This window comes from Pseudomonas sp. McL0111 (genome assembly GCF_052567255.1).
Genome location: NZ_CP199585.1, coordinates 5000417 through 5014948, shown reverse-complemented (window position 1 = coordinate 5014948; position 14532 = coordinate 5000417). Strand labels below are relative to the sequence as shown.

10 protein-coding genes are annotated in these 14532 nt (G+C 59.7%); 6 read left to right on the top strand and 4 right to left on the bottom strand.

Annotation, left to right across the window (positions count from 1 at the left end; all coding sequences use genetic code 11):
* Positions 1–47 precede the first annotated feature (47 nt).
* The 4 genes from ACTWLJ_RS22690 to ACTWLJ_RS22675 form a co-directional block, all read right to left on the bottom strand.
* Complete coding sequence (locus ACTWLJ_RS22690; RefSeq protein ID WP_445178532.1) at positions 48–1124, bottom strand: SMP-30/gluconolactonase/LRE family protein; 1077 nt, start codon at positions 1122–1124, stop codon at positions 48–50.
* The gene (locus ACTWLJ_RS22685; protein WP_445178531.1) at positions 1121–2266 is read right to left on the bottom strand and encodes an SRPBCC family protein; all 1146 of its coding nucleotides are present in this window, start codon (positions 2264–2266) and stop codon (positions 1121–1123) included. The genes ACTWLJ_RS22690 and ACTWLJ_RS22685 overlap by 4 nt, the downstream gene beginning before the upstream one ends.
* 122 nt (positions 2267–2388) lie before the next feature.
* A complete protein-coding gene (locus ACTWLJ_RS22680; protein WP_445181403.1) occupies positions 2389–3252 on the bottom strand; it encodes a LysR family transcriptional regulator in 864 nt (287 codons plus the stop codon).
* Positions 3253–3957: 705 nt separating this feature from the next.
* The gene (locus ACTWLJ_RS22675) at positions 3958–5676 is read right to left on the bottom strand and encodes a hydrogenase maturation protein (RefSeq protein ID WP_445178530.1); all 1719 of its coding nucleotides are present in this window, start codon (positions 5674–5676) and stop codon (positions 3958–3960) included.
* A 297-nt stretch (positions 5677–5973) separates the two neighbouring features.
* On the opposite strand from ACTWLJ_RS22675, the gene ACTWLJ_RS22670 reads away from it, so the two are divergent.
* From ACTWLJ_RS22670 to ACTWLJ_RS22645, 6 genes are all read left to right on the top strand, one after another.
* Positions 5974–6483: a sigma-70 family RNA polymerase sigma factor gene (locus ACTWLJ_RS22670; RefSeq protein ID WP_445178529.1), complete on the top strand. Its 510-nt coding sequence runs from the start codon at positions 5974–5976 to the stop codon at positions 6481–6483.
* Entirely contained in the window at positions 6480–7427 is a 948-nt protein-coding gene (locus tag ACTWLJ_RS22665; RefSeq protein ID WP_445178528.1) for a FecR domain-containing protein, read from the top strand. The genes ACTWLJ_RS22670 and ACTWLJ_RS22665 overlap by 4 nt, the downstream gene beginning before the upstream one ends.
* A 172-nt stretch (positions 7428–7599) precedes the next feature.
* The gene (locus ACTWLJ_RS22660) at positions 7600–10512 is read left to right on the top strand and encodes a TonB-dependent receptor domain-containing protein (protein WP_445178527.1); all 2913 of its coding nucleotides are present in this window, start codon (positions 7600–7602) and stop codon (positions 10510–10512) included.
* A 241-nt stretch (positions 10513–10753) separates the two neighbouring features.
* On the top strand, positions 10754–11245 hold the full coding sequence (locus ACTWLJ_RS22655; RefSeq protein WP_401209697.1) for an antitoxin Xre/MbcA/ParS toxin-binding domain-containing protein: 492 nt from the start codon (positions 10754–10756) through the stop codon (positions 11243–11245).
* Entirely contained in the window at positions 11242–11745 is a 504-nt protein-coding gene (locus ACTWLJ_RS22650; RefSeq protein ID WP_445178526.1) for an RES family NAD+ phosphorylase, read from the top strand. The genes ACTWLJ_RS22655 and ACTWLJ_RS22650 overlap by 4 nt, the downstream gene beginning before the upstream one ends.
* A 115-nt stretch (positions 11746–11860) precedes the next feature.
* On the top strand, positions 11861–14503 hold the full coding sequence (locus tag ACTWLJ_RS22645) for a TonB-dependent receptor (RefSeq protein WP_445178525.1): 2643 nt from the start codon (positions 11861–11863) through the stop codon (positions 14501–14503).
* The last annotated feature ends 29 nt before the right edge of the window (positions 14504–14532 follow it).

Sequence of the window (14532 nt, the reverse complement as noted above, 5' to 3'; positions counted from 1 at the left end):
AGCCTGCTAGCGAAGAGGTCAGTCAACTCAGTGAAAATCCAACTGGCTCACTTCAGCGCCTCAGCCAACGGCAGCCGCGCCATATGCGAGGCTTTCAGCGACCCGAAATACAACCAGTCGCCATACTCACGCACCGTGGTAATCGGCGAATAATTGCCCTCACTGCTGTCCTGTAAATTCGCAATGACCTTGCCATCCAGATCCAGCCCCAACACAAACCCGCGCTTCTCCACCGGTTTCGGCAGCACCATCATCGCCCGCACAATCATCTTGCGAATGAAGGGATGCCCGGCGGTGCGATCCAGCAGCGAATTGCGCGGCGTATACAGCGCCACCCAAAAGCGGTCATGGCCATTGAACGCAAGGTTGTCCGGCAGCCCCGGCAGATTGTCGATAAACAGGTCATGGGTGCCAGCCTTGGGCCCGCTCAGCCAGTAGCGGCTGATGCGATAGGCGCCGGTTTCGTTGACCAGCACGTAAGCATCATCCGGGCCGAGGGTCACGCCGTTGGCGAACTCCAGCTTGTCCAGCAGCACACTGGTTTTACCGGTCTGGAAGTCGTAGCGCAGCAGGCGTCCGTCGCCGCCATGCTCGATGATCGCCTCTCCGTCATGGCCGTAGCCCCAACGGCTGGTGGCGTCGCTGAAATAGGCGTAATGCCCGGACTTATCGATAGCCACGTCGTCGGTAAAACCGAACGGCGTGCCATTGGCCTCGGTCGCCAATGCGATCAACCGGCCTTGCGCATCCAGCGACAGCAAGCCTTTGACACCGTCGGCAATCACCAGCAAGCCATTGGGATGACGCGCCAGCCCCAGTGGTCTGCCGCCCGTGTCGGCGAGAACTTGGCGTTCCTTGCCATCAAGGCTGGTGCGCAACAGTCGGCCGTCATGCAGTCCGGTCAGCAGAAACTCATTTTCCAGCAACAGCGCTTCCGGGCCTTCGATGTCGCCGGGGCCAACCTGAGTCGTGCCTTTGAGTCGTTGGTTCTCGGCGTAGACACCTTCGCTGAGGGATGGCGCGGGTGAGGGCGTCCACGCGACGGGCTCGACTTTGGTCGGCATCAACAACAGAAACGCGACAATCACGATCAGCAGCAGTAACAGCCAATGACGCATCCTCATGCGTTGACGCTCGACGGTGTCAGATGCCTGACCGCCATGTCGCGCAGGGCCAGCATCGAGGCGGCGGATTCGCGGTCGATACGGCGTTTCAACAGCAGCTTGTTGGCGATGCGCATGCCCAGCCCGGCGAATTGATAATCCAGGGTTCGCACAAACCGCGTGCCATTACCTTCGGCCGAGCATTGATAGGTCAGCAGCAACGACAGACCATGATCGCCCTGAGCCTGTGCGCACCAGCGCCGACCGGGCAGGTATTCGGTCACTTCCCAGCTCAAGTGGCCCGCGCGGCCGCCGGCATGAATGTCCTCCTCGAAACGCGATCCAGCGTGCAGCGGGCCTTGCGGGCCGATAATTTTCAGCGACGACGGATGCCATTCGGGCCAGTAGTTGACGCTGGCGGCATAGGCGAGCACGGCAATCGGTTCGCCGGCGATATCGATCTGGTGCTGCATGCGGGTCATGGTGGTACTCGACGGGGTCAAAGGGGCGGGTTCCGGCTCCCAGTAAAGGGTGCCGAACAGGTAGTCCATCAGCGGAAAGACGATATTGAAATTGCGCTCCTGCATGCGCTCGCGACGGTGATGCAATTCGTGCAGACGGCGCATCTGGCGAACCCATGGCAGGCGCGTCAGCGGGTTTTGCGGCGGCAGATGTTCAAAGGCATGGAACACTTCGTAGCTCAGATAACCCAGGACCATGCAACCGCCGAACAGCCCGGCAACGTTGGCGTTGACCTGCGCAAACAACCACCACAGCGGCAGGGTGATCACCAGCGTGTGCAGGACGATCAGCCACGCCGGGAACAGAATCACCCGCCAGTCGCGAGCGCCGTCGTAGGTCATGTGGCCGGGGGTGAAGAAGCTGTGATGGTCGCCGGCATGGCGGGCGTAAAACAGCTTGGCGTAGCTTTTCTTGTGATGCCCGAGATGACGGTGCACCACGTAAACGCCAAAGTTGAAAAACAACAGGGTCAGGGGCACGGTCAGCCATTCCAGCAGCCGTACTTGCTGCACGCTGCTCCAGAACGCGCCGATGGCCAGCACGCCGAACAGCAGCACGAACGCGCCATGCAGCCACGGGTTGTAAAAGGGATGGATCGCCGCACGATAACGGCTGCGGAATGCCTCGGTGGTCTGCCTCAATGCGCTCACCTGCGGGTATTGTTGTTATACCCGGCAGAGTAGCCGATCCGGCGATTTGTGCAGGTCGAACCTAGAGGTCACAAGCGCCATGATTCGCTGCAAATTGGCCGCTTCAGATTGATTCAGCTCAACGGGTTCCAGCGTTGTGACCAGTCATCATCGGTCTCGATCACCTGGCGCAGCAGATCGAAGGCTTGTTGCAGCGTCGCCGAGTCGCGATCGCGGGAGTACACCAGATAAGTCGGATAGCCGAATTCCGGGGCTTTGGTCACCGCCTCCAATGCTCCAGTCTCGAGAAAACTGCGTACGACGCGAGTGCGGAAGTAGCCGCTGCCGCCGTTTTCGAGAATGTATTGCAGCGCCAGCGGGCCGAGATTGAAGCTCAGCGCAGCCTTGGCTTTTTCCGGCAGGGCGGCGTCGTGCTGACGACGGAAGTCCGGGCCCCAGTCGATGTAAACGTACGGATCGGGGCGACCGGGCGTGCGCACCAGAATCAGCTTTTCTTCCAGCACTTGCTCGACTTGCAGACCCGGCCAGTATTCCGGTTGATAGACCAGCGCGGCGTCGAGCACGCCGAGTTCCAGTTGCCGCAGGAGGTTTTCGCCGTCGCGGATTTCCATGCGCAGGGCGTGGCCCGGGATTTTCTCGCGCAGTTCGGCGGCCCAACTGAGCATCAACGGATTGCACAGGCTGACTTCGCCACCGATGTGCAGCACGTTGTGATAACCCTCGGGCAGCGGCAAGTCGCGGCGCGCAGCCTCCCAGGTTTGCACCAGTTGGTTGGCGTAGACCACGAACGCTTCGCCATTGGGCGTCAAGCGTGCGCCGGCCCGATTGCGCACGAACAGCGTGCTACCCAACTGACTTTCGAGTTTCTGCACCCGGGCGGTGATCGCGGTTTGCGTGACGAACAACTTCTCGGCAGCCGCCGCGAGACTGCCGTGGCGGACGATTTCCAGAAAGGTGCGAGCGAGGTCGATGTCCATGGGCGGGCCGGTGTTTGAGAGTGCGGGCATTGTAAGTGCCCGCTCGACACCGCGTCATCGTTCATTGCGAGCAGGCTCACTCCCACAGGTTTTGTGCTGTTCACACAGTACTCGGCAACTCCCCGATCATTGTAGGAGTGAGCCTGCTCGCGATTGCGCAATGTCGGTCGACAACGATGTCGAAAATGCTGACCCTATCGCTGGCAGGCCAGCTCCCACAGGGGTTGAGGTGTACCCGGATTTTAAGGACACCCGCAGAACCTGTGGGAGTGAGCCTGCTCGCGATTGCGCAATGTCAGTCGCCACGATGTTGAAAGTACCGGCCTCTTCGCTGGCAAGCCAGCTCCCACAGGGGTTGAGGGTGTACCCGGATTTTAACGACACCCGCAGAACTTGTAGGAGTGAGCCTGCTCGCGATAGCGCAATGTCGGTCGCCACGATGTTGAAAGTACCGGCGCCATCGCTGGCAGGCCAGCTCCCACAGGGATTGAGGGTGTACCCGGATTTTCAGGAGACCCGCAAAACTTGTAGGAGTGAGCCTGCTCGCGGTAGCGCAATGTCAGTCGACAACGATGTTGAAAGTGCCGGCCCCATCGCTGGCAGGCCAGCTCCCACAGGGATTGAGGATGTACCCGGATTTAACGACACCCGCAGAACCTGTGGGAGCGGGCTTGCCCGCGAAGAGGCCCGAACGGTCGGCGAAGATTACCCGGCCAACTCTGCCTCACGCACCCGCGCCCAATCCGCCACCAATCGCTGCGGTGTCCCGCATACTTTGCGTTTGTAGACGAAATGGCGGCACTTCTCGGCAAACTGATTGCGGTTGTAGAGCATGTCTTCCTGCATCTCTTGCAACTCGCTTTCGCGGCATTCCTGCATCAACTGATGATCAAGGCGCAGCTTGCGTTCACGCACCGCCGCATAAGTCGGATCGGTCAGCGCACCATTGGCTCGTTGCAGCAGCCACAAGGCAAACTCATCCGGGCAACGCGGGCCGATTTCCTGAACCATGCCCAACTGCAAAGCCTGACTGGCACTCACCGGCAGACACGCCTGAGTCAATTGCTCGGCCATCGCCGGACCGACCGCACGTGGCAGGCTGTAGGTCCAGTATTCCGAGCCATACAGACCCATGCTTTTGTAATGCGGATTGAGCACGATATCGGCCCGGGCAAACACGATATCGGCGGCCAGTGCCAGCATCACACCGCCGGCTCCGGCATTACCGGTCACACCGCTGACCACCAGTTGCCGCGCACTGAGCAACTCTTCGCAGACATCGTCAATCGCCTGAATATTCGCCCAGGCCTCGGCGCCCGGGTCCTGCGCAGCCTGAATCACATTCAGATGCACGCCATTGGAAAAACTGCCGCGCCCACCCTTGATCAACAGCACCTGAGTGTCGCGGGATTTGGCCCAGCGCAATGCCTCAACCATACGCTGGCACTGCTCAGTGCTCATCGCGCCGTTGTAGAACTCGAAGGTCAACTCGCCGACATTCCCGGACTCGCGATAACGAATCGGCTGATACGCCTCGCCACTGAACGGCTGACTGGCAATCGTCCAGTGCAGCGTCGGCACGCCCGCAAGCAGACCGGCCAGTACGTGCCGCGCCGGTTGCTTGAAGGTTTCCTCGCCGGGTTGCGGTTTGCATCGCAGCGAGCCGATCCACAGGCTGTGATCGCCAGTCGCGACCAACACCGCATCGTCATGCACTGCGAGAATTTCCCCGGGCGTACCGGTGCGCACATCAAGGTGCGCGTCATAAACGTAATACTGGTTACCTTCCAGACTCGCGAGCACACCCGGCTGACCGTCCGCCGCATCGATGCTGCGTTTGATGAACCGCGAACAGTCATGCCAACTGAAGCTGCGATCATCCTGCTTCATGTTCGGTTGCAGCCGCCCGCGCACCTTGGGATCGGTGTAGTCCAGTGCCACCGGTTGAAAGCCATCGATAAACTTTTCGACCACTTCGCGAATGCAGCGCATCGCCGCGTCGCTGACCCGCCCGTTGTACAGCTCGGATTTGCGCAGTCCCGCGGGCAGATTGAATTCACAAGTGGCCCAGACCGGTCCGGCGTCCATTTCTTCCACGGCTTGCAGGGCGGTGACGCCCCAACTCGACAGTTCGTTGCTGATCGCCCAGTCCAGCGCACTGGCGCCGCGATCACCGACGATGCCGGGATGGATGATCACCACCGGACGCACCGGATTACTCCAAAGCGCTTGCGGCACCCGATCCTTGAGAAACGGGCAGATCACCAGATCCGCTCCGCTGTTTTCGATCTGCTCGCACACGGCGTTTTCGTCGGTAAACAGCACGACACTGGGCGAGTGCCCGGCCTGACGCAGCTCCAGCCAGGCACGTTGGGTCAGACCGTTGAACGCCGAAGCCAGCAGAATGATGTTGAGTGATCGCATGTGAGTTCTTCCTTGAAGGGGATCAGCCGCGGGCTCTCGGTGAGCCGTCCTTGGCTTTCGATGGAGCGGGAAGATTAGACAGAGGCGGGATCGGCATAACTGATAGAGGTCAACGTTCTGTTAACCAGTGTTTACGCGGCGACGGAATGTCTTATGGCTAAAAGTTTTGTTGTGCTGATTTTTTATTCCTTCAAATGTATCCAGTGCTATAGCAAAGTCGCCCCCTGATCAGTGCCGGACGATCCCGGTAGAACGACGGTTTTCGCAGCGGGTAGACCCCGTTTCAGGGAGCAAGACATGGGTGGAGTTCATAACCCGCATTACCAGATCATTGGGCAGATGTTCCAAAAGGACTATCGCTGGCTGTGCGCGGCCGTCAGCCGCACGCTCGGCTGCCCACACAGTGCGCAAGACATTGCCTCGGAAACTTTTTTACGGGTGCTGGCATTGCCGGACCCGGCGGCAATCCGCGAACCGCGCGCGTTGCTGACCACCATTGCGCGGCGGTTGGTGTACGAAGGCTGGCGGCGTCAGGATCTGGAGCGCGCCTATCTGGACAGTCTGGCGCTGGCACCGGAGCCGGTGCATCCGTCGCCGGAAGAGCGGGCGTTGGTGATCGAAGCGCTGCTGGCGGTTGATCGGTTACTCAACGGTTTGTCGGCCAAGGCCAGAGCGGCGTTTCTCTACCATCAACTCGATGGCCTGACCTATAGCCAGATCGGCGAACGCCTCGGCGTATCGACCAGTCGCGTGCAGCAATACATGGTCGAGGCATTCAAGCGTTGCTATCAGGCGATGCAGGTATGAGGCCTGACGAAACGGTAGTCGATGAGGCCGCGCAATGGATGGCGCTTTTGCAGTCGGGAGAGGTCAATGCAGGCGAGCGGGCCGCGTTCGAGGCCTGGCGTGCTGCCGATCCGCGCCATCAGCAGATCATCGAGCAAATGGGCGGCGGGCTGAATCTGCTGCGCAATCCGACTTTGCGTGGCGTGCCGCGCAACAGTCTGCTGCACAGTCTCAATGCGCCTTCGAGCCGTCGTCGATTTATCAGCGGTAGTTTGAGTGTGCTCGGGATTGCACTGTTGGCCGGGCTGCTCGGCCGGCGTTATGGCTGGCTGCCCGAGGCAGGGGAGTTGGCGACCGGTACCGGCGAGCGCCGTGACTTCACGCTGGAGGACGGCAGCACCTTGACTCTGAATGCGCGCACCCGGGTGATCACCCGATTCGATGCCATGCAACGGTTGCTGACATTGCGCGCCGGCGAGTTGCTGGTGGATGTGGCCAAGGATTCTGCGCGTCCGTTTGTGGTCGAGACCGAACACGGTCGGATGCGCGCCTTGGGGACTAAATTTCTGGTGCAGCAGGAAGACGACGCTACGCGTTTGGTGATGCTCCATTCGCAGGTCGAAGTGGTGACTCGCGGCGGTGCCCGGCAAGTGGTGGAGGCGGGCGAGAGTCTGTTGTTCGACGCTCAGAATATTCTCGCGCTGGAACGCAGCAACGGTCACGAAAGCGCCTGGGTGCAAGGTCGCCTGGAAGTGCGCGACCGCCCGCTGAGCGAAGTCATCGACGGCTTGCGTCGTTATCGGCGCGGCATTCTGCATCTGAGCCCGGAGGTTGCCGGTTTGCGCTTGAGCGGTCTCTATCCACTGGATGACAGCGACCGCACGTTGCAGTTGCTGGAGCGTTCGCTGCCGATCCGCGTGACCTGGCATAACCCGTACTGGGTGAGCATCGAGCCGCGCTCATAAACTTCAGAAACTGCGCTGACACCTGTAGGAGCTCACGAGTGCAACGAGGCAGCGATCTTTTGATTTTGGCGCCGGTTATAACGCCATAACTTCTCGGCCTAATCGGCGCCCTATAAAAAGCCTCGGCCCGCTGCTCATTCCCTGCAGATGCCTTCAACAGGGAAGCCCCTCGATGTTTTCATTCAAACAACAATTACCTCGATTGACCCTCGCCGCTGCGTTGGCCATGGGCCTGGTGCCAACGACGGGTTTCGCCGCAGAGCCTGCCGCCCAACTATTCACGTTCGATATCGCCAGCGGCCCACTCGACGAAGTGTTGCTCGACATCTCGCGGCAGACCGGTGTGCCGATTTCCTTCAGTCAGAATCTGGTGCAAGGCAAGCGCAGTAGCGCTGTGCGCGGTGCGTTGGGCGGACGGCAAGCAGTGGAGAAAGCATTGCTCGGCAGCGGCTTGCAGGTCGATCAAAGCACCCAAGGCTTGAGCGTCCGTGAAGGCGAAGCGCCGGCCAAAGTCACTGCGGTTACCGCGCCGGCCAGCAGTGCCGATTACCGCATGGAAAAAGTCACGGTCACCGGCTCGCGCATCGCCCGTGCCCAGAGCGATGGAGCGACCCCGGTCAACGTCATCACCCACGAAGAGATGGAAGCGCGCGGCTACAAAAACGTCTACGACGCCTTGGCGACCCAGACGCAAAACACCGGCATGACCCAGGGCGAGGACTACGGCAATACCTGGCAGCCTGCCGCCAGCGCGATCAATTTGCGCGGGCTTGGGCCCAATCACACGCTGGTGCTGATCAACGGCCGGCGCGTCGCCGATTACCCGTCGGCGTACGACGGCAAGGTCAACTTCACCAATCTGGCTAACATCCCGTCAGCCGTTATCGACCGCATCGAAATCCTCAGCAGCGGCGCCTCGGCGATCTACGGCTCGGATGCGATTGCCGGCGTGGTCAACATCATCCTCAAGAAGCAAATCAACGGCATCGATGTCAACCTCAAGGGCGGCACAACCGAGCGCGGCGGTGGTGACAATCAGCGCTTGCAGATCAGCGGCGGCGGTAGTTGGGGTGATTTCGATGGTTTGTTTGGCGTCGAACTGACCAACCGCGATCCGATCTGGGCCGATGACCGTGGCTTCATGCAAAGCGGCCCATTGGCCGATGTCGGCTACCGTCGCGACCTCACCAACAACCGTTATCTCGGGCCCGGTTGTGGCGCGTATCAGGGCACGTTCGACAACAAGTTGTTCAACAGCGGTGGCCGTTGCCGCACCGATCAGATGTACAACGATTACTGGACGATCCAGACGCAGAAGGAAAACTACGACGGCTATAGCCGTGGCACCTGGCACTTCAGCGACAGCGGCCAGGTGTTTGCTGATCTGATGTACGGCCTCGACCATATTCAGAACAACACCCGTGGCCCGACATTCACCTCGCCGGATTTCATCAATCAGAACACCGGCAATCTGGAACGTTGGTATCGGCGTTACGGCGAAGAAGAGATCGGCGGGCGCACCAGCAACAACAGCAAGTGGCGCGACACCTCGTGGACCGGCACTCTCGGTCTCTCGGACAAGATCGCCGACACTGGCTGGAACTACGATCTGGCGGCCAATCGCTCGGAATATCGCAGCGTCAGAACCACGCGCTACACGCCATTGGCGTCGATTCAGGATTTCTATCTTGGACAACAACTAGGCACTCGCGGCGGCTACCCGGTGTTCGCTCCGGATGCTTCGCGCCTCGACCGGCCGCTGACGCCGCAGGAATGGGATCAGTTTCGCAGCAACCTGACCCAGACCAGCAAGTCGGTCTCGACCAGTTACAACGCCTCGGTCAACGGCGACCTGTTTGATTTGCCGGCCGGCCCGGTCGGATTCGCCGGAGTGCTGGAAGCGGGCAAGCAGGAATATCGCATCGATCCGGACGGTGGCCTTAATGACGGCACCTTCTACGGCACAAGCCCGGCGCAAAGCTCCGGCGGTTCGCGCAAGCGTTATGCGGCCGGTGGCGAGTTCAGCATTCCGGTGACCGACACGGTTCTGGCTACCGCCGCGGGGCGTTGGGATCAGTACAAATTCAGTGGTCGCACCGAGCAGCAAAAGACCTACAACCTCGGTCTGGAATGGCGTCCGCTGACCAGCCTGTTGCTACGCGGCAGCTACGGCACCAGTTTCCGTGCGCCGGACTTGAACTACATCTATCAGTCCGACAGCAACGGTTATTACCCGGCGCAGATCGACTACTACGGCTGCAGCAAAGGCGTGGATGGCGCGTGTGATCGTGGGCGGGTCGACTACACCCAGAGCGGCACGCCTGATCTGGAATCCGAGCGCGGCAAATCCTGGACTTACGGCTTCGTCTGGTCGCCATCGCGCAACTTCGATTTCTCCACGGATTTCTGGCGAGTCGAGATCGACGACCTGCTGACCACCGTTGATGAAAACCGTCTGTTGCAGGACGAAAACGATTGCCGCAACGGCGCCCAGGACATCAACTCGGCGGCGTGCCAATCGACCCTGGCACGCATCGACCGCAACGCGGCGAATGCCGCTGTCGATCCGAATCAGTTGCAGCGGGTGCGGGTCAATGCGATCAACGCGGCCAGTGAGCGGGTCAGCGGCCTCGACTTCAAGAGCAACATCCGCTGGGGCGCCGGGCAGTATGGCGCGTTCAGTTCAGCGTTGGGTTACACCCTGGTGCTTTCGCATTACTACAAGGAATCCGAAGAAGCACCGACGCAGGACTTGCGAACCTCGCGCAGCAACTACGACTGGCGCAGCAAGGTCAACGCCAGCCTGACCTGGGATTATCAGCAAGCCACGGCGACGTTGATGGGCATTCGTTATGGTTCGGTCACCAATGGCGCCGGGGATGGTCGACTGTCGCCATGGACCGTATTCAATGCCAGCGCACGCTACAAGCTCAACGACCGTGCCAGCGTCGGTCTGACTGTGAACAACGTGCTGAATCAGATCAAACATGATGACTCGGCAGGCTGGCCGTATTACCCGACGGGCAACTATGACCCGTACGGGCGGCAGTGGTGGCTGGATGTGAGTTATCACTTCGGCAGTTGAGTGCGAAGCGTCCTACGGAAACGGGCAGTCTTTTGGCAAAACAGCGGATATTTCCGACGACTTTTTCAGGTTGGTCGTCGGACGCGTGATCTATAGCATTGGGCATGACATTGAAGTCGCTCACGGCTTGGACGCTCAGGCCTCTGAAAACGGATGGATCATGCGAACACCACACTTGGAATACGAAACGCCTGTTTATCCCTCTCGCTATCACTGGCGCGACGATCGTGCCAGATGCCCTATGGAGGATGTCGCGGTGCCTAATGCAAAAGTAGCGAGGCTTACGGGACTGAAAAGGGCCGAGGGCAAACCTGTCGATTTGCTCGTGCATGGTCAGAACATCGGAGACGACGCCATGCGGATCGTTGACCTCACCGATGAAGGTTTTGAGTTGAACGACGTAGTCAGCATGCTTTCAACTTCAGATCTTTACCTGCAAGGCGACATGGTCAAACGTATAACCGGCAAGTCTGTCAGAACCGTGCGGCGGCTTTTGAAGGAAGGCAAATCGGTGCGGCTTGACCCGCTGCAGAGCGTCATCGCCTACCAACATGCGCTGGTGCTTGAAATGGCCACTCGGGCCTTCGGACGTCAATCGCGGGCAGAGGAGTGGTTGCAGAAGCCCACTCCTTACATGAACGGTCGCGTGCCGCTGGAATTGATTCGGCATTTTCTGGGTTTCCAGATGGTGGAACAGTACCTGGGTCAGGTCATCTACGGGGTTTACACATGAATCCCTTGCCTTGGGATGAGCATTGGTATGCCTGGCGGCTGGATCCCGAGATCTACGGATGTACGTGGGACCGCGGGATTGGTTCAAATCTGAATGGTGGTCGATGGAACATCCCCGGCCGGCGAGTCATTTACGCGTCAGTCGATCCGTCCTCGGCCATTCTGGAGGTGGCAGCCAATAGCAGTTTTGACAAGTTGGACAAGGAGGCTTATGTCTTGACGTGCTTTGAGGTCATCAGCGACGCGAAGGTCAAAATAGTGCAACCAGAGGATGTGCCGAATCCTTACTGGCTGAGCCCGGCAAAGCCGTCACCCAATCAACGGCTATTTGCCGATGCTTTACTGGCTGAACATCCGTTTGTGCTGATCCCTTCTGCGGCAACCCGACATTCCTGGAATTTGTTGGTGAGCTGCGAACTGGCAGAGGGGCAGTTCAGGATGGTTTCCCAGGAACGGTTTGGACTGGATACCCGGCTGCTGAGGGAAATGGTGCTAGCGTGAAACGCATTTGCCAATTGTGCATAACCTCATCACCCAACGGTCTAACCGGACCTCTATAAATCCTCATTCGCCGTCGCACATCCCTGCATAAACCAAAACGCAGGGATGGCTGTTCATGATTCGATTTTCACCCGTTAGAACCCCGTTGAGCCTGGCCTTGCTGATGGCAATCAACACCTTGCCGGCAGTCGCTGCCGACGAGCCCACTACTCAGCTGCAAAGGGTGGAAGTCACCGGTACGGCGATTCGCCGGGTCGATGCCGAGACTGCGGTGCCGGTCACCATCCTGCGGGTTGAAGAACTGCGCGAGCAGGGAGTAACAACGACCGAGGAACTGGTCAGCCGGATTTCCGCCAACCAGTCCTCGGTCGGCTCCGGTCGTTCGGTGGGATCGAGCAGTGGCGGGGCGTCGTATGCAGACTTACGTGGCATCGGCCCGAACAAGACATTGGTACTGCTGAACGGTCGACGTCTGAGCAACAACGCGACCAACGCCATCAATGGCTCGGGCGTCGATTTGAACACCATTCCGTTCGCCGCCATTGACCGCGTTGAAGTGCTGCGAGATGGCGCCTCGGCGTTGTACGGCACCGACGCCATCGGCGGGGTGATCAACTTCATCACCAAAACCAGCCTCACCGAAGGCCAGATCAGCACCAACTACGACACGCCGACACATTCGGGTGGCGGAGAAAGCCATAACTTCAGCGGCAGTTGGGGTTTTGGTGATTTGCAGGATGACCGCTTCAACGTGTTCGGCGTGGTCAGCTACGACAAACAGCAAAGGCTGGCGGCCGATGATCGCGGCTACACCTACAACTATCAGCCCGCTCGCGGCCTCGATTACACCTCCGGCACGGCGTCACCGGCCAACTGGAGCCAGGGCAGCAACGCCACCAACCCGCTGGCGGGTTCCGGTTGCAACTCGCCGGGGCTGCTGGCGCGCAACGGAATCTGCCGACAAAGCCTGTGGAATTATCTTGATCTGGTGCCGGAAACCGAAAAGACCTCGGCCTTTGCCAAAGCCACCGGCAAACTTTCGGACGATCACAACGTCAGCCTCGAATACTTCTGGGCACGCAATGAAAACCGCACGCAGATCGGCCCCGGTACTTTGATGGGTAATCAGGTCAATCCCGGCACCACGTTCTATCCGGGTAACGGCATTACGCCCGGGCCGAGCGGCTTTGCCCTTGATCCGACGCAACCGGTCGATGTGAACTGGCGCGAAACAGCAGTCGGTGCTCGTCAACATGAAGATGACAACGTTGGTCAGCGTCTGCTGCTGAATTTTGATGGCAGTGTGGTCGGTTGGGATTACAACGTCGGCGCGTCGTACAACCAGAACAAAGTCACCAACAGCATCGACAGCGGATACGTAAACGATCATGCGATCAGCGCAGGGATCGCCAACGGCGTGATCAACCCGTTCGGCGCGCAAACTGCCGCCGGACAAGCACTGTTGGCGGCCAACGCGGTGGACGGCGACTACGCCACAGCCGTAGGGCGGGTGAAAGCGATTGACGGGCGTATCAGCCGCGAAATCGGTGACTGGTTCGGTGCCGGCCCATCGGGGCTGGCCTTGGGTGGCGAGTACCGCAAGGAAGACTTCCATCAGGACTTCGCACAGTTTGCCGGTGACGTGCAAAGCCTCGGTGTCGATCCAAACGGCAGCGTTGCCGGGGATCGCAGCGTCTCGGCCCAATACGCCGAGGTCAATGTGCCGGTGCTCGACAGCCTGGAACTGTCCGCCGCCGTACGCCATGACAAGTACAGCGACTTCGGCAGCACCACCAACCCGAAATACTCGTTTCGCTTCCAGCCGTTCAAGGAGTTGGTAGTACGCGGCGCCTACAGCGAGGGTTTCCGTGCGCCGTCGCTGTATGAACTGTACAACCCGAACTACACCACATTCACCAATGCCAATTACAACGATCCGCGACTGTGCGCCGGCGGCAATCCGAGCAATGGCGGGATCGCCAACCGTGACTGCGCGCAGCAGTTCAATCGCAGCACTGGCGGCAACACCGATCTGAGTCCGGAAACCGCTCGTAACGTCACTCTCGGCTTCGTTTACCAGCCGTTCGAGCGCCTGACCACCGGGCTGGATTTCTGGTGGATCGACATCGCCAACCAGATCGCCGAGTTCCCTGAATCGGCAGTGTTCGAGAACCCGGAGCTGTACCCGGATCGCCTGATTCGCAAGCCTGACGGCTCCATCGATCACGTTGTTACCGGTCTGGCCAACCTCGGCAAGATCAAGACCAATGGCGTCGATGTCAGCTTCGATTACCGTTTGCCCAGCACGCCGTACGGCAACTTCGGCATTGGCCTGCAAGGCACTTACGTCACCCGTTATGACTACCAGCAACAGCTCAAGGGCGACTACATCGACAAGCTCGGTGATTTCCGTGGCGGCGACTTTGCCTCGGCCGGCGCCGTGGCCCGCTGGCGTCACAGCCTGACCGGCAGCTGGAACTACGGTCCGTTCGGCGCGGCGCTGACCAACCGCTACACCAGCGGTTATCACGATTCGGATCGTGAGACGCACGACTACGTCGGCTCCTACAACGTCTGGGATTTGTCCGGCACTTACACCTGGCGCAAGACGCTGAGTGTGACGCTGGGTGCGAAAAATCTGTTCGACCGCGAGCCGCCATTCAGCAATCAGACCTACACGTTCCAGAGCGGTTACGACCCGAAATACGGCGATCCGTTTGGGCGAACGCTGTTCTCGCGGGTGACTTACAAGTTTTGAAAATGATCAGTCGGGGCGATGGATAGTCA

Coding starts and splice junctions, on each gene's coding strand:
- ACTWLJ_RS22690 (WP_445178532.1), bottom strand. CDS start 1,124: ATGAGGATGCGTCATTGGCTGTTACTGCTGCTGATCGTGATTGTCGCG.
- ACTWLJ_RS22680 (WP_445181403.1), bottom strand. CDS start 3,252: ATGGACATCGACCTCGCTCGCACCTTTCTGGAAATCGTCCGCCACGGC.
- ACTWLJ_RS22675 (WP_445178530.1), bottom strand. CDS start 5,676: ATGCGATCACTCAACATCATTCTGCTGGCTTCGGCGTTCAACGGTCTG.
- ACTWLJ_RS22670 (WP_445178529.1), top strand. CDS start 5,974: ATGGGTGGAGTTCATAACCCGCATTACCAGATCATTGGGCAGATGTTC.
- ACTWLJ_RS22665 (WP_445178528.1), top strand. CDS start 6,480: ATGAGGCCTGACGAAACGGTAGTCGATGAGGCCGCGCAATGGATGGCG.
- ACTWLJ_RS22660 (WP_445178527.1), top strand. CDS start 7,600: ATGTTTTCATTCAAACAACAATTACCTCGATTGACCCTCGCCGCTGCG.
- ACTWLJ_RS22655 (WP_401209697.1), top strand. CDS start 10,754: ATGGAGGATGTCGCGGTGCCTAATGCAAAAGTAGCGAGGCTTACGGGA.
- ACTWLJ_RS22650 (WP_445178526.1), top strand. CDS start 11,242: ATGAATCCCTTGCCTTGGGATGAGCATTGGTATGCCTGGCGGCTGGAT.
- ACTWLJ_RS22645 (WP_445178525.1), top strand. CDS start 11,861: ATGATTCGATTTTCACCCGTTAGAACCCCGTTGAGCCTGGCCTTGCTG.